The organism is Alkalicoccus luteus (genome assembly GCF_052061695.1).
In the GTDB taxonomy this organism is placed as follows: Bacteria; Bacillota; Bacilli; order Bacillales; family Salisediminibacteriaceae; genus Alkalicoccus; species Alkalicoccus luteus.
In genome coordinates this window covers 108526-128296 of record NZ_JBPZEY010000001.1, presented here as the reverse complement: position 1 = coordinate 128296, position 19771 = coordinate 108526, and the positions used below count along the sequence as shown (strand labels likewise).

Sequence of the window (19771 nt, the reverse complement as noted above, 5' to 3'; positions counted from 1 at the left end):
CAAATGGAAACGATAATCGTTGGCGTCATCGGGTTACTGATAGGCTCATTTTTAACGGCTGCGGGGCTTCGGCTTCCAGCGAAGCAATCCATTGTATATCCGCCCTCTGCATGTCCTTTCTGCAGCGCAAGGTTAAGGCCGTGGAACCTGGTTCCGGTGTTTTCTTATGTGTGGCAGTTCGGACGCTGCACACGCTGCAGGGAGCGGATCTCTCCCATTTATCCGGCAGGAGAGCTTGCGTTTGCCGTGCTGGCAGTTGCGAGCTACTACATATTCGGCTGGTCCATGGAACTGGCCGCTGCGCTTTTATTTTCCGCGATGCTGGTTATGATCACCGTCAGCGACCTGCGCTATATGGTGATTCCAGATCGCATCCTGCTCGTTTTTAGTGTGCCGATTGCGTTAGTAAGGCTGACAGTTGCCCCGCTGGATCCTTGGTGGGATGCTGCGGCCGGCAGTGCAGGAGGATTCCTGCTGCTGTTTGCTGCGGCGGTTGTATCGCGAGGGGGTCTCGGTGGAGGGGACGTTAAGCTCTACGCGGTGGTCGGGCTCATGATTGGCTTTTCAGGTATGCTGCTGTCTCTTGCTGCCGCCTCGATTCTCGGCCTGTGTGCTGGTCTTGTGGGCGTTTTTATGAACAAGTGGGGCAGAAAAACCGAAATACCGTTTGGCCCGTTTATCGCAGCAGGTGCACTGCTCGTTTATTTTGCACGAGCCTGACGGTGCACGAATCGAAAAAGTGAATCTGACCCGGGACGAACAAGTCTTCAGGGCACGCAGAAAAGGAGAGCAATGATGTCTGGTTCCCAAAACATGTCTACTAAAGAAAAGCGAAGCCGCTCGGCGCTGCCGCTCGTAGCTGCGCTGCTTGTCGCCCTGGCGCTGATCATTTTTCTTGCCCTTTTTTCAATCGGACAGACGATGGATGAGCAGCGGCTCGGAGCTGAAGCTGAGCTGGAGGAATCCCGTCAGCACACCGAGGAGCTGGAGGCGCAGCTGGAAGAGATAGAGAACAGTGATCCTGAACGGCTGCTTGCAGCAATGGATCAGCTGGAGGATGAAATCGTACCGGCTTCGGTCGTGCTTGAGGAAACGATGGCACTTCTCCCTGAGGATGCTGCTATTACGATGTTTGACTATACATATCCTGATAAAATTGAACTGGAGGCGCTTATGACGGCTGCCCCTGAACTGGCCGCCTTTCAATTTCACGCGGAGGAATCGGCGTTGATTCAAAAAGCAGAAATCGATATCGTCCAAGGGGAAGCTGTGCTGGAAGAGGCAGCCGATAATCCGCTCTGGTTTGACGACTTCCTCCCATCCTATTTTGCGACCATTCACCTCGTTCTGCATCCGGACGCCATCCAGGCGTATGAGCCTGGGGAAGAGGAAGAGGAGGTGGAGCTGCCATGACGACGCGAATGTGGACGGCTGCGGGCATCGTTATTCTGACAGCCGCCCTTGTCCTCTATTTTTTCCTCGCAGTGTTTCCAGATATTCAGGACAGAGATCAGGCTGAAGCCGATCTCGTGGAGGAAGAGCAGTATCAGCAGCAGCTGGAAACTGCAATCCGCGAAGAGGCTGAAGCCCGTGCCTCGGAGCCGGAGGATACGACGGAGCTGCAGCGGAGACTACCTGTTGTCCGCCAGACGGACAGGTTTATTATGGATCTAAATCAGGCAGAGGAAGTGTCGGATGCGAGAATCATTTCGATCAGCATGCGTTATGATCTTCCCGTGCAAGGCTTTGATACAATTGAAGCGCCGCATACTGAAGACGTGGAAGAACAGGCATCGACGCCGGCAGATGTCCGCCGAAGTGAGTATGAGGATCTTGAGGAAGAGCCGGAAGAGGATCCGGAAGAAGCAGTCGAAGAAGAGGGTGTGCCGCCGGAAGAAGCAGAGCCGGACATTACTGACCGGCAGGAACAGGTTGACGACACCGCCGGAAATGGTGCCGTGCGCACAGACGAGCTTGACGGCCTGCTCAAGCAGACCGCGACAGTCGAGCTTCGCGTCAGCAGCTACGATGCCCTTGCCGGCTTTATTGACGAGCTGGATCAGCTCGTCCGGTTCGTCAACATTGAATCGATCTTGTTCCTTGGGGCGACGGACGACCGGATCTTTGACGGAGCCTCCGATATCTTCCTGGAAGTGCAGGTGTCCTCGTACTATTATGAAGAGCTGGAGCATCTGGAGCCTGAAGCGCCAGTGCTGGATTATCCCGATCCTGGGGAAGAAGCAGAGCCGTTTCTCGATTCAGAATAACAGCAAAGCAGAAACGCGAAGGTACGTTCGTGTTTCTGCTTTTCTTTTTGACATGGATATGGTATGTTTTAACATACCAATTCCTTTCTCAGGTGAGACGGAACAGGCTACATAACAGAGGTACCATTCAGAGGCGGAAGGAGCTGGCAGCATGAAACACCTTATACTGGCATCGAAGTCCCCGCGCCGCAAAGAGCTGCTGACACAGCTTGGAGTGGCTTACCAGGCTGTGCCTGCAGAAGGAGAGGAACGAATTGCACCGGACATGACGCCGGAGGAAGCGGTTCGATCGCTGGCCAGGCAAAAAGCAGAGGAAGTGGCTGCACGCTTTCCACATTCCCTTGTACTCGGTGCTGATACGGTCGTTGCCGCAGCCGGCAGGATACTGGGAAAGCCTCAGAACAGGCAGGAAGCGGTATCTATGCTCCGCACGCTTTCCGGCAGCACGCACAAGGTGTATACCGGTGTAGCGCTTGCAGAAAACGGCGAAACAGACGTGTTTGTTTCTAAAGCAGCAGTGACATTTTATCAGCTTGATGATGACGAGATCAGCTGGTATACGGCAACCGGTGAGCCCGATGACAAGGCAGGGGCATACGGGATTCAGGGCCTGGGAGCCGTACTCGTGGAAAGAGTCGAAGGAGACTACAGTGCGGTGGTGGGCCTTCCTGCCGCCAAGGTGTTCCGTGCGTTAAAAAAGCGCGGATATGTCTGACTGACATCGTCCGGGAGAGGACGTAAGGAATGGGAAAAGCAATGATGATCCGGGACGTGCCGAAAAGTGAACGTCCGCGGGAGCGACTCATGCACTATGGCCCTGAAGCGCTGAGCAATCAGGAGCTGCTCGCTCTGCTTCTTGGAAGCGGTACGAGAAGAGAGTCGGTGATGGATTTAGCGGGAAGGCTGATCCAGACGTTCGACGGCCTGAAGCTCTTAAAGGATGCAACCGTGTCTGAGCTGATGGATGTAAAGGGGATTGGAGAGGCGAAAGCCGTGCAGGTGCGGGCTGCACTGGAGATCGGCAGGAGGATTAAGCAGTTTCCGGTGGAGGAAACGCACGTCGTCCGTTCTCCCCAGGACGTAGCTGATTACATGATGGAGGAAATGCGGCACCTGAAGCAGGAGCACTTTGTCGCGTTATACCTCAATACGAAAAACGCGGTGCTTCACAAAAAGACGATTTTTATCGGCAGCCTGAACGCCAGTCTGGTGCACCCGCGGGAAGTGTTTAAAGAAGCGCTCCGCTATTCAAGCGCATCGCTTATCTGCCTGCACAATCATCCTTCCGGCATACCGGATCCTAGTCAGGAGGATATTGACGTAACGAAGCGGTTGCAGGAAACGGGGCGCATGCTCGGCGTGGAGCTGCTGGATCATGTGATTATCGGCGATAGGCGTTTTTGCTCACTAAAAGAAAAAGGCTACTTGTAGCACCTTTCAAACGGCCGGCCGGGAGGTTTTGTCCCGGCCGGCTTTCGTTCGTCCAGTCGTCATAACGCCTCAGAAAGAGGATGAGAAGCTCATGGAACCGGCTCTCGGCTCCCAGGTGTTCTATGCGAAGGAGGAGACGTATGTTAGGATAAAGTGAGGAAATTTTGGCTCGTGCGGAAAAACGCTACTCTTTCCTGAAAAAGTTGCGTATAATGAAACGTATCGGCCAAATTTAACGACATGTAGAATGGAAGCCTATGAATAGAGAAGTTGAAGGGAGATTACATAGATGTTTTCTGGATTTTCAAAAGATTTGGGGATTGACCTCGGTACAGCAAACACGCTCGTTTATGTAAAAGGGAAAGGTGTTATTCTTCGTGAACCGTCCGTCGTAGCGATCCGCTCGGACTCCGGTTCCATTGAAGCAGTCGGAAACGACGCGAAAAACATGATCGGACGTACCCCCGGCAACATCATTGCCATTCGCCCAATGAAGGACGGGGTTATCGCCGACTTTGACACGACATCCACGATGATGAAGCACTTCATTCAGCAGGCGCTCCGCAAGCGTTCGTCGCTGACGAAGAAGCCGAACGTGATGGTCTGCGTACCGTCCGGCATCACAGCGGTTGAAAAGCGTGCGGTGGAAGACGCGACGAAACAGGCAGGCGCTCGGGAAGCTTACACGATTGAGGAGCCGTTTGCAGCAGCGATCGGTGCCAACCTGCCAGTATGGGAGCCGACTGGAAGCATGATTGTCGACATCGGAGGCGGAACGACGGAAGTGGCGATTATTTCCCTCGGCGGCATTGTCACCAGCCAGTCTGTCCGTGTAGCAGGTGACGAAATGGATGAGTCCATCGTCCAGTATGTAAAGAAGACGTACAGCTTGATGATCGGGGAGCGCACGGCGGAAGCGATTAAATTCGAAGTCGGGGCAGCCGGCGATGTCAGCAGCGAAGAATCAATGGAAATTCGCGGACGCGACCTCGTCACTGGTCTTCCGAAAACGATCACGATCACTGGAAAGGAAATTTCCGGCGCGCTCGTTGAGACGGTCTCGTCGATTGTAGAAGCCGTGAAAAATACGCTGGAGCAGTCGCCGCCTGAGCTCGCCGCAGATATCATGGACCGCGGCATCGTGCTGACCGGCGGAGGAGCGCTCCTGCGCAACCTTGATAAAGTGCTCAGCGATGAAACGAACATGCCGGTGCTCGTTGCCGATGAGCCGCTTGACAGCGTCGCTGTCGGAACAGGAAAAGCACTGGAGAACCTGCACCTCTTCCGTTCCAAAGCAGGGATTACAGCCCGTTCCAACCGGAAAGCTTAAGCGGGTGCTGTAAATGTCCCCATTTTTCTCGAACCGGCGCCTGATCGTCCTGCTCGTCTGCTTAATATTCCTGGTTGGGCTGATTGGATATTCATTAAGCGACCAGCGGGGACTTTCGTGGCCGGAGCAGTTTATACAAGATTCTGTCGGCACCGTACAATCTGTCTTTTCAAGACCGGCTTACATGATTTCAAACGCAGTGGATTCGGTAAATGAGCTGCGCAGCGTTTACGAGGAAAACCAGATGCTGCGTTCGCATCTGGATGAATATGCCGCGCTGCAGTCTGAGCTGACGCAGCTTCAGCGGCGGAATGAAGAGCTGGAGGAAGCGATGGACGTGCAGGATAACCTGCTCGACTATTCGGTTCGAAATGCGACCGTCATTCACCGCTCGCCGGACCGCTGGAATGAGCTGATCGGCATCAACCTCGGCGCGCAGCACGGCATCGAGCAGGATATGGCCGTCATCACGTCACAGGGATTGATCGGCAAGATCCGTGACGTCTCCCAGTTTTCGTCATCCGTGCAGCTGCTTAGCGATCAGGATGCCAACAACCGGATTTCGGCGATGGCAGAGGGTGATGATGATACGATCTACGGCTTTATGGAAGGCATTGATGATGAGACCGGCCATCTGCGTTTTACAAAGATAGACGTAGACATTGAGGTGGAAGAAGGCATGACGGTGTCGACGTCCGGGCTCGGCGGCGTCTTTCCTGACGGACTGACGATCGGTGAAATCGTCGACGTCACTACTGATGAATACGGCTTAAGCCAGACGGCACTCGTAGAGCCCGCAGCAGATTATTACCACCTCGACTACGTGATGGTAATTGAACGCGGCGCGGCCCAGACAAGCCTCTTCGACGAGCTGGATGAAGAAGAGGAAGAAATGGTGCCAGAGATAGACCCGGCGGCTGACCCGGATGAAGATCCGGCTGCCGATCCGGAAGCGGTTCCGGAGGAGGGCGTGGAATGACCCGTTTTATTCTTCCGGCAGCGCTGTTCTTTTTGCTTGTGTTTGAAGGAACGGTGTTTCAGGTATTTGCTCCGGATAACCGGGGATCTGCCTTGGAGCTCGTTCCGCGCTTTATGTTCATTCTGATCATGCTAACCGGAATTATCCGGGGCAGAAGCTACAGCCTGTTTTACGGTATTATTTTCGGTATCCTCTACGATATCGTCTATTCACCAGTTCTTGGTATTTATACGTTCGGATTTGGTTTTTTTACCTACTTATTTTCTATTTCCAACTCTTACGTGAAGCGTCGTCCCTCTGTGACGGCTCTGCTCGTTACCGCCGCGGTAATTGGATTGGAATATTATATTTACGGGATGATGCTGCTGCTCGGAATCACCGCGCTGCCGCATGAAGCGATATTCACGTCGAGGCTGCTGCCGTCGTTCATCATGAACGGCCTGCTTGCAGCGATTCTCGCCGTTCCGGTCCGTGCATGGTTTATCCGCATGGACGGAGCTGATATGGATTAGCGACTAAGGGGATGGAGGTGACGCAGGTGGCACAGGTTCGCTCTTATGTCACGCTGAAAGGTACGAAACAGGGACTTCAGCTGCTGCTGGATGATGAAAGTCCTTTCCGTACCATGCTTGAACAGATGGAAAAGCAGTTGAACGATCAAAAGGATAAGCTGATATCTGCAAAGGATGAACGACTCCAGGTGATCGTAGATGCTGGAAGACGGTATCTCAGCGACGGCGACAGACGGGAGCTCAAGGAGCTTCTGGAAACCAGCTTTCCGCTTGACGTCACCGACATCAGGTCCGAAGTCGTTTCCCGGAAAGAGGCAGAAGCCCTCGTCCGTAAAAAGCAGATGATCCGGATGGCCCGCGTTATCCGATCCGGCCAGGTGCTTGAGCTTGAGGGAGACGTGATTCTCATAGGCGATATCAATCCCGGGGCCGTTTTGAAGACGACCGGCAGCATTTACGTGCTCGGCAGTCTGAAGGGCGTGGCGCATGCAGGAACGGACGGTGATGTACGAGCCGTGATCTCCGCCTCTTTTATGGATCCATCCCAGCTGCGGATTGCCCACGTCGTCCGGCAGCCGCCGGAGGATGAGGAGTGGCGCGGGATGTTCGAATGTGCCTATGTGAACGATGAAGGTTCTCTAGAGCTTGAGCGGGCCCAGAAGCTCGGGATTCTCCGACCGGAATTGTCCGGGGAGGAGTAGACGAGCGGCGATTGTATGATAGAATAAAAGCAGAATTCGGCAACGTGCGAAAGGGGAGAGTGCAGTGGGAGAAGCCATCGTCGTGACGTCAGGAAAAGGCGGCGTCGGAAAAACAACGACAACTGCAAATATTGGAACGGCACTGGCATTAAACGGTTTCAGCGTATGCCTGGTTGATACAGATATCGGCCTGCGCAACCTGGATGTCGTTATGGGGCTTGAAAACCGGATCATTTATGATCTGGTCGATGTCGCAGAAGGCAACTGCCGGCTGCAGCAGGCCCTGATTAAAGACAAACGGTTTGAATCTCTCTACCTGCTGCCTGCTGCGCAGACGAAAGACAAAGACGCAGTGGCACCGGAACAGATCAAGGAGCTTGTCACGGAGCTGAAAGAGCAGTTTGACTACATATTAATCGACTGTCCTGCAGGAATTGAGCAGGGGTACAAAAATGCAGTCGCAGGAGCAGACAAAGCAATCGTGGTTACGACCCCGGAAATTTCGTCTGTACGTGACGCAGACCGCATCATCGGTCTTCTGGAGAAGGAGACGCACGTGGAAACGCCGCGGCTTGTTGTCAATCGGATCCGCAGCCATATGATGAAGTCAGGTGAATCGATGGACGTCGATGAAATAGTCTCCATTCTCGCCGTTGACCTTCTCGGGATCGTAGCAGATGATGACCACGTCATCAAATCATCCAACTCGGGTGAGCCTGCTGCGCTGTCTCCAAAAAGCCGGGCATCGATCGCATACCGCAACATTGCCCGCCGCTTAAATGGTGAATCGGTACCGCTTATGTCGCTGGAAGAAGATACGAGCATGCTGACGCGCGTGAAGAAATTTCTCGGTATGCGAGGCTGAAACTCCGCTTCCTAAAACCGCCCATCCGGGCGGTTTTTCAGAGTGTTGATAACGTCATTTCAGGTGAATGACTTTGCATCTGCCTGCATCTGCGGACACTCGCTTTCCGGAGGGAACGGCCTCAGCTAACCGCTTCTTCCTTTCGTCCGCCGGATCTTCGCCTCGTTCTGATCCTCTCGGAGTCGAGTTTCCTCCGATTTAGCAGCTGGCTGTCCGGTTAAAACCCTGGTGATGATTCACACGAGCTTATTCCATCTAGAGGGAACCTTTCGTTAGGCAGCGCTTCGATGTCGAATCGGGATGAACGTCAACGTATCCACTAAAAAAAGCCGCAGCGTCTAGCGATTGGAACGTTTTTCTCCATCAAACAAATCCATTTCCCCTTTGTGTCCGGCGTGCCCGTGGAAGCCGCGCAGCCTGAAGATGCCGTGCCGTTCAGATCTGCGAACGGCATCCAAGCACGAGCGGAGCCGGACTGGGTCTTGAAGGCTTCTTGTAAGAAGCCTGAGTCCGAGTGAAGCCGTGCCTTTCTTCCCTTCATACTGGGTCATCCTGAGAAATAGCTGAAGGCAAGCCCACGGCAGGCTCGGTAAACAGAGGGGAAAGTCAATCAATCGAATAAACATGTAAACAAATTGACTTTATCAACAACCTGTAAAACCGCCCATCCGGGCGGTTTTTTTTGCTTTTACCGGCATGCAGCCGCGCTTGTTTCGCACTTTTTCGAATCACTCACGGTTTTATGAATAGATCAGAACAATTTCCCGCTCTCTTCACAGGCATCTTTCTGCACGAACCACAGGTCTAAATCAGGGTGGAATTGACACAATTTGTTTGTTGTCCCTTGTGTGCGGACAGATTTTTTTACAGAGTAAACAGTTGGGGCGCAAGGGTTTATCATTATGTTGTAATCGAAATATAAAATTTTCTAAAAATAAAGCTTGAAATCGTTATCATATGGAAATATACTAAGCGTATGAAAGCGATTCCAGTCACACCGACAAGTTGTGGATGTTGTTCGTTTGGCGAAATAACCGGCGGAAAGGCATCCATTTTTATGAGCGGACTCTGAAATCGTTATCACACATCTAATTTCTTTAAGGGGGAAACGGCATGCGCATTAGAAACAGAGTTCTGACGAGTGTCCTGGCATTATCAATGGTAGGTGTTCTTGCAGCGTGTGGAGGCAATGACGGCGGAGACAACATGGAGAACAACGGCGGGGCTGACAACGCAAATGCAGACACAAATAATACTGCAGACAACGATGCGGATGACATGAATGAAGACATGGATAACGACGATGAGGCGGCTGACGAAGACGCAGAAGAGAACGATGGGGAAGAAGCAGCGGACGGCGAAGAGGTAACGATCACTTATGCCCGGGGACAGGATGCTACAGGTGCGACAGATGTACTCGTAGAGGCATTTGAAGAAGAGTTTCCAAACATCAACGTTGAATTCCGGGAAATGCCGGCTGATACAGGTCAGTCCCATGACCAGTACGTAACGGAATTTTCCGGCGGCGATGCCTCGATCGACGTTTTTGATGCAGACGTAATCTGGCCGGCAGAATTTGCACAGGCAAACTACGTGCTTGAGCTGGACCGCTTTATTGAGCGTGACGGAATTGACCTCGATGACTACTTTGAAGGAACGGTAGATTCCGGTACGTTTGACGGCCGTATGTGGGCGATGCCGAAGTTTACAGATGCCGGACTTCTCTACTACCGCTCTGACATCGTAGACGGACCTCCTGAAACATGGGACGAGCTGATCGACATGGCTGGCGAATATGCAGGTGAAGAAGGCACAGACTTTGGGTACCTGATGCAGGCGAACCAGTATGAGGGACTTGTGGTAAACGCGATTGAATTCTTCGGTGCATACGGCGCAGAAGTTATTGACGAAGATCAGAACGTAACGATTAACTCTCCGGAAGCCGTTGCTGCTCTTGAGAAAATGATTGAAATTGTACAGTCTGATTTCGTACCAGGCGACATTTTAAACTTTGATGAGCCTGCTACGCACACCGCCTTCCTTGAAGGACAGTCTGTCTTTGCTCGTAACTGGCCGTACATGCAGGCGATGACGGAAGACGAGGAAATCTCCCAGGTGCAGGGCAACGTGGAGTTTGCGCTCCTGCCGGCAGGCGATGAGGGAAGTGCAGCTGGTCTCGGCGGCTGGATGACAATGATTAACCGTAACTCTGAACATCCGGAAGAAGCGTGGGAGTTCGTGAAGTTTATGACAGGCCCTGAAGGACAGAAGATTACGGCAATTGAAGGCGGATCAGCGCCGACGCTGCGTGACCTTTACGAAGATGAGGAAGTACAGGATGCTGCTCCGCTGTTTGCAGACGAGGAATTCGTTGCAACGCTCGAGAATGCGGTACCGCGTCCGGTTACACCAATCTACCCGCAGATTTCAGATATCATGCAGATCGAACTGTCCCGTGCGCTTTCCGGCGATATTTCAGCTGAAGAAGCGATCGAGAACATGGAACAGGAAATTCAGTCCGCACTGGACGAATAAGCACACACAGGGGCGTCTCGGACCAGAGGGATTCACCTCTGGCCGGGATGCTCTTTTTTACAAGCCTAGCGCGTGAAACCATCATACGGCCAACAGGCTCTTTTGGTGCAGAAAGGCGGGGAGGGAGGGCATGGTATGGCAACGATTAAGGAAGTGGCAGCAAAGACAGGACTGTCTCCGACGACAGTCTCACGCGTAATTAACAACCATCCCTACGTCGATCCAAAAAAACGGAAGCTGGTGCTCACGGCGATGGAAGAGCTCGGATATGTTCCGAATTCGTCGGCAAGAAGGCTCCGCGGGCAGCGTACGAATACTATTGCCGTCATTATTTCACGGATCGTCAATCCTTTTTTTGGCCACCTTGTGGATGCGATGGAGAAAATAGCAGCAGAACGGGGTTACCAGCTTATTCTCTGCGATTCGAGGCTGGAAAAGGAGCGGGAGCTCCAGCAGCTGGAGCTGCTGAAGACAAAGCAGGTCGATGGCATTATTCTCGCGTCCCTGCAGAATCGCTGGAAGGATATTGAACCGTATACCCGCTTCGGCCCGATCATCAGCTGCAATGAATATGACTCTGCTGCTGATATGCCGATGATCGTCTGCGATCAGGAGTACGGAGGGTATATCGGGACGAAGCATTTGATTGACCGCGGGCATAAAAACATCGCCTATGCAGGCGGAACCGACCGGATTGAGCTGACGCGTGACCGATTCGCAGGCTTCAAACGGGCAATGATGGAAGCAGGCATTCCGATTGTCGACGACTACTTATTTCCAAGCTTTTACGGCATTGAAGACGGAAAAAACATTTTCCACCGCATGTATGCGATGGAAAACCGGCCGACTGCTATTTTTGCAGGAGGAGATGAGGTTGCTGCCGGGGTAATCCAGGAGGCAAAACGGTTCCATTGCCGTGTGCCCGATGACCTGGCTGTCGTAGGCTTTGATAATCAGCCGCTGGCAGATTTAATTGATCCAGGCATTACGACAATTGATCAGCCGACGAAGCTCATGGGGACGAGGGCAATGGAAATGATGGTGGATATGATCCGTCACAACCGTGAAGTAACCTACAAAAAAGAACTGCTCCCGCTGCAGTTGATCATCAGAGAGTCAACGTAACGAAGAAGGGACAGCCATGCTTGGTACTGAAATCGATTTCAATAGCAGGTCATAACGTGCCGCGGAGAAGGAGGAAGATGACATGGGAGATAAAAAGAAAAAGTTTCAGCTCAGTGAGTCACAGCTCGGCTACCTGATGGTGCTTCCGGCGCTGATACTCATCTTTGCTGTCACACTCTGGCCGGTGGCGCAGTCATTTTATAACAGTATGTTTGACTACCGGTTAAATGATCCGACGAGAAACCAGACGACGCTCAGCTATCAAATTGACTTGGAGCGGTACGCGGATAATTACTTTTTCTACGAGCGTGATATGGAGCAGCTCGTAGCTGAAACAGAAGGGACCGAAATGGGAGATACGGTGATCTCCATTCAAAATGAGATCGCTGACTATCATCAAATGATTGTAGAATCTGACAATATCGGCGACCAGTTTGCTATCGTTGACGAAATGGTGATGAACTTTGAGCCGGTGAACGATAACGACTTGAAGTACGGTCAGATCGATAACAGTTTTTCGGAAGACTACATTGACGTTCTGGAATCGGCTGATGAACAGCTGGGTACCTTCTTTGAACAAGAAGAGGATGAAGAACTCGCGCAGACAATCGCCGATGCCAATGCTCAAATCGGCCAGCTGGATCGCAGCATGATCCGCCCGAACTTTATCGGACTGCAAAACTACGGCAAGTACTTAACAGAAGCGAGAACGTGGTCAGCGATGTGGAACACCGTGTTCTTCACTGTCGTATCCGTCTTCTTTGAATTGATCATCGGACTCGCCGTCGCACTCGTCATCAACCGGGCTTTCATCGGCCGCGGTGCGGTGCGGGCTGCCGTACTGATTCCGTGGGCGATTCCGACAGCGGTCAGTGCGATGATGTGGAGCTACCTTTACGACGGACAGTCCGGGATTGTGGCGCATTACTTTGAACAGCTCGGATTGATCTCTGACTCATCGGTATTACTGAGTACAGGATCAGGTGCTATGTTCTCCATTATTTTGGCAGACGTCTGGAAAACGATGCCGTACATGGCACTCCTGCTTCTTGCCGGTCTGCAGACGATTTCCGAGTCGCTATACGAAGCGGCGGAAGTAGATGGTGCAGGGAGAGTGCAGCGCTTCTTCTACGTCACGCTGCCGATGCTGAAATCAGCGATTCTCGTTGCCTTGCTGTTCCGTACGCTTGATGCCTTCCGGGTATTTGACTTGATCTACGTTTTAACAGGCGGGGGCCCGGCAAACTCGACGGAGTCGATTTCGGTTTATGCCTACCAGGTGCTCTTTGCCCAGCAGAATTTTGGAGAAGGCTCCGTGCTTTCCGTGATCATGTTTATTTCCGTCGCTCTGATCAGTATTCTCTTCATTAAGCTGATTGGCTCGGATCTGTTCGAGGACAAAAAATAACGCAGAAGGAGGCGATTCACGATGAGGAAAAAAGCAGGACTGCCGTTTTACATCTTTTTGAGCATCTTTATTTTCGTCACGATGTTCCCGTTTATCTGGGTCTTCCTGACTTCCCTGAAGCCGCCGAGTGAAATATTCTCGAGCTTTGCCTGGTTTACAACGGAACCATCGCTGAATTCGTATATCAATGCGATTCAGACGCGTCCGCTGTTTTTGTACATGTGGAATAGTATCGCTGTCTCCGGTCTGACGACGATTCTGGCGATCTCGGTAGCATCGCTTGCGGCTTATGCCGTCACAAGGCTGCCGATTAAATTTAAAGGAACGATACTCGGGATCGTGCTCGCAGCGGCTATGTTTCCACAGATTGCGATCATTTCCCCAATCTTTAACCTGATCCAGGGACTGGGCCTGCGTAACAGCTACATGGGGCTTGTCATTCCGTATATTACGATCAGCCTGCCGCTCGCTATCTGGATTCTGGCAACCTTCTTTAAAAAGATTCCGTATGAGCTGGAGGAGTCAGCAAAGCTGGATGGAGCGACACCGTTTCAGACATTTCGGAAAATTATTTTTCCGCTTGCGGCTCCCGGGGTTTTCACGACAGCGATTCTCGTGTTTATTGCCGCCTGGAACGAGTTTCTGTTCGCATTAACAATTAACTCGGACGACAGCTGGCGGACGATTCCGGTCGGGCTGTCCCTCTATCAGTCGCAGTTCACCATTCCGTGGGGCGACATTACGGCAGCAACCGTGATTGTGACGATTCCAATTGTCATCATCGTGCTGATCTTCCAGCGACGAATTGTAGCAGGACTCACGTCCGGTTCTGTAAAAGAATAACGGTCCATCAGACGCGCCCGGGGCAGCCACCCTGCGGCGCGTTTTTTTAGCTGCAGGGGAAAATGGATGATTGTCTTGAGGAGGTCCCTGCCGGTTATACACGGAAGAATAGTCTGGGAGCGGGAAGGTATGCTACACTTAACGTTCAGAGGAGGCGGACGACATGGATCGCACGGTGATAGTCGAAAAACTGGATATCGGACACCGCGGGGCGGTGCTGGAGCATGGATCGGTGCGGGAATGGCTCATTGATGACGTGCACGGACCACTGCAGGAGGGCATGATCATTGCAGGACGAGTGGAAAATGTCTTAAACGGTATGGATGCTGCGTTTATCGACATTGGTGATGACAAGCACGGGTATCTACATATAAAAGAGCACCCTGACTATCAGGCGTGGAAGCTGCAGGAGAACGGCAAGCCGGCTCCGAAAGCAGGATCGCTTCTGCAAAAAGGAGACCGGGTTATCGTTCAAGTGAAAAAGGAAGCAGCCGGGTCGAAGGGCTGCTCGCTGACGATGCTGCTGTCGATTTCCGGCACATACACGATCTATATGCCGTTCGGCGGCTATGCGGCTGTCTCCAAAAAAATATCGGATGAGAGCCGCGCCGGTCTCAGGCGGGAGGTGCGCAGATGGCTGACGGGGCAGGAGGGCATCATCGTACGGACGAATGCCGAACAGGCCGAGCTGTTACGCTTACAGGATGAGTTTGAACTGCTCCGCTCCCGGATTGCAGGCATACTTCAAGAAAAACCGAAGGCGCCTGGAACGCTTTACTACGATGAGTCGCGGACCGACCTTCGTGTGGAAAAAGATTACGTCGGCGCTGCCGGTACCGAAGTGATCACCAATGATGCGGAGCTTGCGGCGCAGTGGAAACGGAAATCCCCGCACGTGACGTGGCAGAATGGTTCGCTGTTTTCTGCCTATCATCTCGATAAGGAGCTTGAAAAAAGCCTGCGTCCGTTTGTATGGATGAAAAACGGCGGTTCCCTTATGATTCAGGAAACCGAAGCGATGACGATTATTGATGTAAACTCTGGCAAATACACCGGGACCTCCGGGATGCGTGATACTGCGTTTGAGGTCAACATGGCCGCAGCGGAGGAGATCTCCAGGCAGCTCCGCCTGCGCAACATCGGAGGCATGGTGATCATTGATTTCATCGAAATGAATGCCAGGGAGGCGGCGCAGCAGGTGGACGATACGCTGCGGAAGGCGCTGAGGCGGGACGGATCGACGACAAACGTCGCCGGCTTTACGAAGCTTGGAAATATGGAAATGACGCGTAAGCAGACGAGACGGAAGCTGAGCCAGCTGCTGACGGAGCCGTGCACATGCTGCTCCGGCGGCGGCAGGCAGAAAACCCGCTGGCAGCTGACAGAAGAGCTGAAGCAGCAGGCAGCCGCGGTTGAGGCGGAGGCGTGCCTGTTCGAGGTGCCGGAACGGCTTGCCGCTTATTTAAGGAAGGAAACCTTCTCAACCTCTCTGCCGGAGCTGTTTATCCGCATCCGCCGCACAAGCGGAAACGCAGAGCTTGTTCGAACCGGCACGGTGGATGAAGTAAAGGAGAGCGGAGAGCGTCTCGGGGGCGTTCGTTCCTGATCGAAAAAGCGATTGACGCTGATAGTTCTGCTATGGTATGATTTCCTTTGTTAGTTATTTGGCTGCGCCCAAATGACTGTAACCGCACGGAGCAGGTTTTTAAGCGTCTGACGCACCTGCAAAGGCGAGTCTGAGTCCAAGAGGAGGTGCGCAAGATGTACGCAATCATTGAAACTGGTGGTAAGCAGGTTAAAGTGGAAGAAGGCCAGGAGATTTTCGTTGAAAAGCTTGACGTGGAAGCAGGTGACACTGTCACATTTGACCGTGTTCTGCTCGTAGGCGGAGACGAAACAAAGGTCGGAGCTCCACTTCTCGACGGAGCTACTGTTACTGCAAAGGTTGAGAAAAACGGCCGCGGCAAGAAAATCACTGTCTTTAAGTACAAGGCAAAGAAGAACTACCGCCGCAAGCAGGGTCACCGTCAGCCATACACAAAGCTGACTGTCGACAAGATCAGCCTGTAACAGGGTCCAAGCTATATGATACATGTTCACTTCGAACGCGATGAAAACGGGGCGGTCACGTCCTTTACAATGAGCGGTCACGCTGAATCCGGTCCCTATGGATACGATCTCGTCTGTGCCGGAGCTTCTGCGGTTTCATTCGGAGCCGTTAACGCGGTGTATGAATTGACCGGGACGAAGCTTGACGTCGGCATGGAGAGCGGAGGCGGATATTTGTCTGCAGCAGTGCCGCAAGGGCTGCCGGAGCGGGTATTCAGCCAGGTTCAGCTCCTGCTTGAAGGACTTCTCGTTTCTCTCAAAACGATCGAAGACCAGTACGGCGAATTTATTCGTGTCCATTCTTAAATCACGGGAGGTGAAGACCATGCTATTCAATCTGGATCTTCAGTTTTTCGCACAGAAAAAAGGTGTAGGTAGTACAAAGAACGGCCGTGACTCCGAGTCCAAGCGTCTTGGTGCTAAGCGTGCAGACGGACAGTCTGTAACTGGCGGCTCTATTCTCGTACGTCAGCGCGGAACGCGCATCTACCCAGGTGTGAACGTTGGAAAAGGCGGCGACGACACGCTATTTGCGAAAGTCGACGGCGTTGTTAAATTTGAACGTGTTGGACGCGACCGCAAGCGCGTCAGCGTTTACCCGGTACCGGCAGCTGTTGAAGCATAAGCCGGCAGGCTTCTTCCTTTATGGAAGGAGCTTTTTTTGTATACGAAAACAAGGGTAAGGGGAACCTTCTGCCAGCAGCGAGTCCGGTGAAACGGTTTTGAAAAAAGGTTCTATAATATTTGTTGGGGTTTTAACACAATGGTGGCATAAAAAAAAAACACGCAGGCTCCAATTCCTTTATACTTGAATTGCTGAGAAACAAGACAAAGGAGTGGAGCTGCGTGCACCTGCATGTTATCACAAAATCCATTGGATTAGAAGGCGTCATCGTGACCAACTGGACTTATCACAATCGAACCATTCAGATTCATGTCGAACTGCCTAAACGCCGACATACCTGTCCGGCCTGTCAGCGAAAGACTAGACGGATGCCCGATTACCGGATCCAAAAGCTGGATCATCTGAAACAGGCGGAGCGCTGGACGGTCGTGTTTTACCGAAAGCGCCGCTATGCCTGTTCCTGCGGAAAACGGTTCGCAGAAAGCGCCCCTTTCGTGGCACGGTATCAGCGTCAGACCATCGAGTGGAATCAAATGCTTACGCTAAACGTCGTGAAAGCCAAAACGTTTACCGATACCGCAGAAAGTGCCGGTACCTCTCCCACGACCGTGATGCGCCGGTTTGACACCCTGGCCGCCCCGCAATGGAAGGCGGTAACCGAACTGCCTCCGGTGATTGCGATTGATGAGTACAAAGGGGATACACGGGCAGGGAAGTTTCAATTGATTATCGCGGATCCAGTCACCCGGCAGCCGCTGGAGATTCTCCCGGATCGCCGGGCGGATACCCTCAAAGCGTATTTGCGGGAAAAGGGTCAGCGGGTCACCACGGTGGTGATGGACATGAGCCACAGCTTTAAGCATGCCGTGAACCAGGCACTCGGCCGACCGGTGATTATCGCCGACCGCTTCCACTATTGCCGGTATGTTTATTGGGCTTTGGAACGAGTCCGGCGCCAAGTCCAACAGTCATTTGATGACGACGACCGCAAAACCTGTAAACGGATGCGTCACGTGTTTTACAAGCGGGAAGCGAAGCTGACGGCGAAGCAGCGCTGGCACCTGGAACGCTTTCTGGCGAAGTCAGACGATCTGCGACAAGCACATGCGTTAAAGGAATCGTTCTGTGTTTGGCTGGATCAGGCAAAGGAACGAGGCGACCAGGATCTGGCGACGACCAAAACCTCCCTGCATGCGTTTTACCGCAAGGTAAAGAAATCCGGATTAGATGCCTTTCTTTCCGCCATCCAGACCCTCCAGAACTGGCAGCCGGAGATCATGAACAGCTTTGCCTATGGATATACGAACGGCTTTGTGGAGGGATTGAACAACCAGACGAAAGTGCTCAAGCGGAATGCCTTCGGCTTTCAGCGCTTTGATCGCTTTCGCATGCGCATCTTATTGCATCATCAGTACAAGGATATCAAGACTGGAATTGGATAAGGGGCAGGCGGAAGAACCACCTACCCCAACAATTGACTTAGAACCTGAAAAAATGGGTTACATACGTGAAGTAAAAGCTTGTCTGGGGAGGATTGCTACAGCTGCTTTAACTTTCGCCAATAGTAGTCGAGAACAAGCCCTTGGGTAAGCCTTCGCCGAGAGTGGAACAGCTTGATGTATGTTGGTTGAACGAGCTATTTTCAAGGTAGCTCATAAAAAAAAGGAGCGTGACAGCAAATGAAAATAACAGTTGTCGGCAGGTGGGGGGCGTTTCCGGAACAGGGGGAAGCGTCAGCCTGCTATATCGTTGAGCATAAAGGTTACAGCTTTTTAATCGACTGTGGAAGCGGGGCGTTAAGTACGCTTCAGGCATATACAGACCGAAGGAACATTGCTGCTGTTATTTCCACGCATCATCATTTTGACCACGTGGCCGATCTAGGGGCTCTCGTATACAGCCGCGTTGTCGACCAGGCTCTTAAGGATACAGACCAGATGCTTGCGATTCATTATCCAGGAGAAAGCAGGCAGCACTACGAGCAATATGAAAAAGAGCCGGCAGCGGTCATCATTCCTTATGATCCAGCGGAACGCCTGACGCTCGGCGGCGTCACGGTTACTTTTCAAAAGACTGGACACCCCGTGCCGTGCTATGCGGTAAAGCTCGAGGCAGAGGGGCGCACGATCGTCTTTACGGCCGACGCCGTTTATGATGAAAAGCTGGCCGCGTTTGCGAAAAGAGCAGATCTGCTCATCGCCGAATGCAGCTTTTATGCTGGACAGGATGCAGGCGCGTTCGGACACATGACGAGCGTGGAGTGCGGCAGACTAGCTGCCTTAGCCGGTGTCCAGGAGCTGTGGCTGACCCATTTGCCTCACTTTGGGGAGGTGGCAGAGCTGAAACGCGAAGCGGAAGCTACGTTCGGCGGCAGTGTAAAGCTTGCTGAAGCGGGACTTACGATGCAAGCAGAATAGAGATGAACAACCTGAGAGGCTGCTCGTATTTAAACGATCAGCCTCTCAGGCTGTTGAAAAAGTCTTTCAACTTACATATTTGTTCGTTTGATTGTATTCCCCCTCCGCTTACCGAGCCTGCCGTGGGCTGGCCTTCAGCTATTTCTCAGGGCGACCCCTGAGAAAGAATCTTCAGACTGCGCTGATCCCACGGGCGTCCCCGCCGGACACATCGGGGAAACGGCTCTGATTCATGGAGAACAACGTCACGACAGGTAGGTGCGACCGCTTTTTTACCCTTTTATACGGAATTGTAGGAAGAATTGGCATCCCTAATCAACATCGAAACGTCGTATAGGGAAGGTTCTATCCGTATGGAAGCCGACGTGCAGGCCTAACCACACATATGAACCGTACTGCCAGCTGCCGACATCGAAGGATCTCGACTCCGGGAGGATCAGAACGAGGCGAAGATCCAGCGCTTCCGACAGCAGGAGGAAGCGGTTAGCTGAGCCCGTTTCCTCCGGAAAGCGAGTGTCCGCAGATACAGGCAGATGCAACGTTATTCACTTAAAATGACTTTATCAACACTCTGAGAGGCTGATCGTATTTAAACGATCAGCCTCTCTTTTTTAGTAATATGCG

At 52.5% G+C, this 19771-nt stretch carries 20 protein-coding genes and 1 other annotated feature; all 20 genes read left to right on the top strand.

From position 1 onward, the window contains the following. The first annotated feature begins 3 nt into the window (after positions 1-3). The 20 genes from ACSZLD_RS00730 (at position 4) to ACSZLD_RS00635 (ending at position 19147) form a co-directional block, all read left to right on the top strand. Positions 4-720 carry a prepilin peptidase gene (locus ACSZLD_RS00730; protein WP_444683963.1) on the top strand — a complete coding sequence of 239 codons (717 nt, stop codon included), beginning with the start codon at positions 4-6 and terminating at the stop codon, positions 718-720. A gap of 75 nt (positions 721-795) precedes the next feature. Continuing rightward, on the top strand, positions 796-1413 hold the full coding sequence (locus ACSZLD_RS00725) for a PilN family protein (RefSeq protein ID WP_444683962.1): 618 nt from the start codon (positions 796-798) through the stop codon (positions 1411-1413). Further along, the gene (locus ACSZLD_RS00720) at positions 1410-2267 is read left to right on the top strand and encodes a hypothetical protein (RefSeq protein ID WP_444683961.1); all 858 of its coding nucleotides are present in this window, start codon (positions 1410-1412) and stop codon (positions 2265-2267) included. The genes ACSZLD_RS00725 and ACSZLD_RS00720 overlap by 4 nt, the downstream gene beginning before the upstream one ends. A 151-nt stretch (positions 2268-2418) precedes the next feature. Continuing rightward, positions 2419-2982: a Maf family protein gene (locus tag ACSZLD_RS00715; RefSeq protein ID WP_444683960.1), complete on the top strand. Its 564-nt coding sequence runs from the start codon at positions 2419-2421 to the stop codon at positions 2980-2982. Positions 2983-3011: 29 nt separating this feature from the next. Then, positions 3012-3698 carry a RadC family protein gene (radC, locus tag ACSZLD_RS00710; protein WP_377910037.1) on the top strand — a complete coding sequence of 229 codons (687 nt, stop codon included), beginning with the start codon at positions 3012-3014 and terminating at the stop codon, positions 3696-3698. Positions 3699-3987: 289 nt separating this feature from the next. After that, positions 3988-5028 (top strand): rod shape-determining protein, encoded by a 1041-nt coding sequence (locus ACSZLD_RS00705; RefSeq protein WP_444683959.1) that lies wholly within the window; start codon positions 3988-3990, stop codon positions 5026-5028. A 13-nt stretch (positions 5029-5041) separates the two neighbouring features. Continuing rightward, positions 5042-6007: a rod shape-determining protein MreC gene (mreC, locus tag ACSZLD_RS00700; RefSeq protein WP_377910035.1), complete on the top strand. Its 966-nt coding sequence runs from the start codon at positions 5042-5044 to the stop codon at positions 6005-6007. Further along, entirely contained in the window at positions 6004-6519 is a 516-nt protein-coding gene (gene mreD / locus ACSZLD_RS00695; RefSeq protein WP_444683958.1) for a rod shape-determining protein MreD, read from the top strand. Before mreC ends, mreD begins: the two co-directional genes overlap by 4 nt. Positions 6520-6545: 26 nt before the next feature. Further along, positions 6546-7220, top strand: a complete 675-nt coding sequence (locus ACSZLD_RS00690; RefSeq protein ID WP_377910033.1) for a septum site-determining protein MinC — start codon at positions 6546-6548, stop codon at positions 7218-7220. 64 nt (positions 7221-7284) lie between these two features. Then, positions 7285-8085, top strand: a complete 801-nt coding sequence (gene minD / locus ACSZLD_RS00685) for a septum site-determining protein MinD (protein ID WP_377910032.1) — start codon at positions 7285-7287, stop codon at positions 8083-8085. Positions 8086-9198: 1113 nt separating this feature from the next. After that, complete coding sequence (locus ACSZLD_RS00680; RefSeq protein WP_444683957.1) at positions 9199-10620, top strand: ABC transporter substrate-binding protein; 1422 nt, start codon at positions 9199-9201, stop codon at positions 10618-10620. A 135-nt stretch (positions 10621-10755) separates the two neighbouring features. Then, positions 10756-11745, top strand: a complete 990-nt coding sequence (locus ACSZLD_RS00675) for a LacI family DNA-binding transcriptional regulator (protein WP_377910030.1) — start codon at positions 10756-10758, stop codon at positions 11743-11745. Between the two features lie 82 nt (positions 11746-11827). After that, positions 11828-13153 (top strand): carbohydrate ABC transporter permease, encoded by a 1326-nt coding sequence (locus ACSZLD_RS00670; protein ID WP_377910029.1) that lies wholly within the window; start codon positions 11828-11830, stop codon positions 13151-13153. Between the two features lie 21 nt (positions 13154-13174). Beyond that, the gene (locus ACSZLD_RS00665; RefSeq protein ID WP_168005059.1) at positions 13175-13996 is read left to right on the top strand and encodes a carbohydrate ABC transporter permease; all 822 of its coding nucleotides are present in this window, start codon (positions 13175-13177) and stop codon (positions 13994-13996) included. Positions 13997-14159: 163 nt separating this feature from the next. After that, a complete protein-coding gene (locus ACSZLD_RS00660) occupies positions 14160-15602 on the top strand; it encodes a ribonuclease E/G (protein ID WP_444683956.1) in 1443 nt (480 codons plus the stop codon). Between the two features lie 70 nt (positions 15603-15672). After that, positions 15673-15744, top strand: a sequence feature (ribosomal protein L21 leader region). A gap of 13 nt (positions 15745-15757) precedes the next feature. After that, on the top strand, positions 15758-16066 hold the full coding sequence (gene rplU, locus ACSZLD_RS00655) for a 50S ribosomal protein L21 (protein WP_377910027.1): 309 nt from the start codon (positions 15758-15760) through the stop codon (positions 16064-16066). 15 nt (positions 16067-16081) lie between these two features. Continuing rightward, positions 16082-16411 (top strand): ribosomal-processing cysteine protease Prp, encoded by a 330-nt coding sequence (locus tag ACSZLD_RS00650; RefSeq protein WP_377910026.1) that lies wholly within the window; start codon positions 16082-16084, stop codon positions 16409-16411. 19 nt (positions 16412-16430) lie between these two features. Next, positions 16431-16730 (top strand): 50S ribosomal protein L27, encoded by a 300-nt coding sequence (gene rpmA / locus ACSZLD_RS00645; protein WP_377910025.1) that lies wholly within the window; start codon positions 16431-16433, stop codon positions 16728-16730. A 227-nt stretch (positions 16731-16957) separates the two neighbouring features. Continuing rightward, positions 16958-18172, top strand: coding sequence for an ISL3 family transposase (locus ACSZLD_RS00640; protein ID WP_444684105.1), 1215 nt, complete (start codon positions 16958-16960; stop codon positions 18170-18172). Between the two features lie 237 nt (positions 18173-18409). Then, a complete protein-coding gene (locus ACSZLD_RS00635; protein WP_444683955.1) occupies positions 18410-19147 on the top strand; it encodes an MBL fold metallo-hydrolase in 738 nt (245 codons plus the stop codon). Positions 19148-19771: the final 624 nt, after the last annotated feature.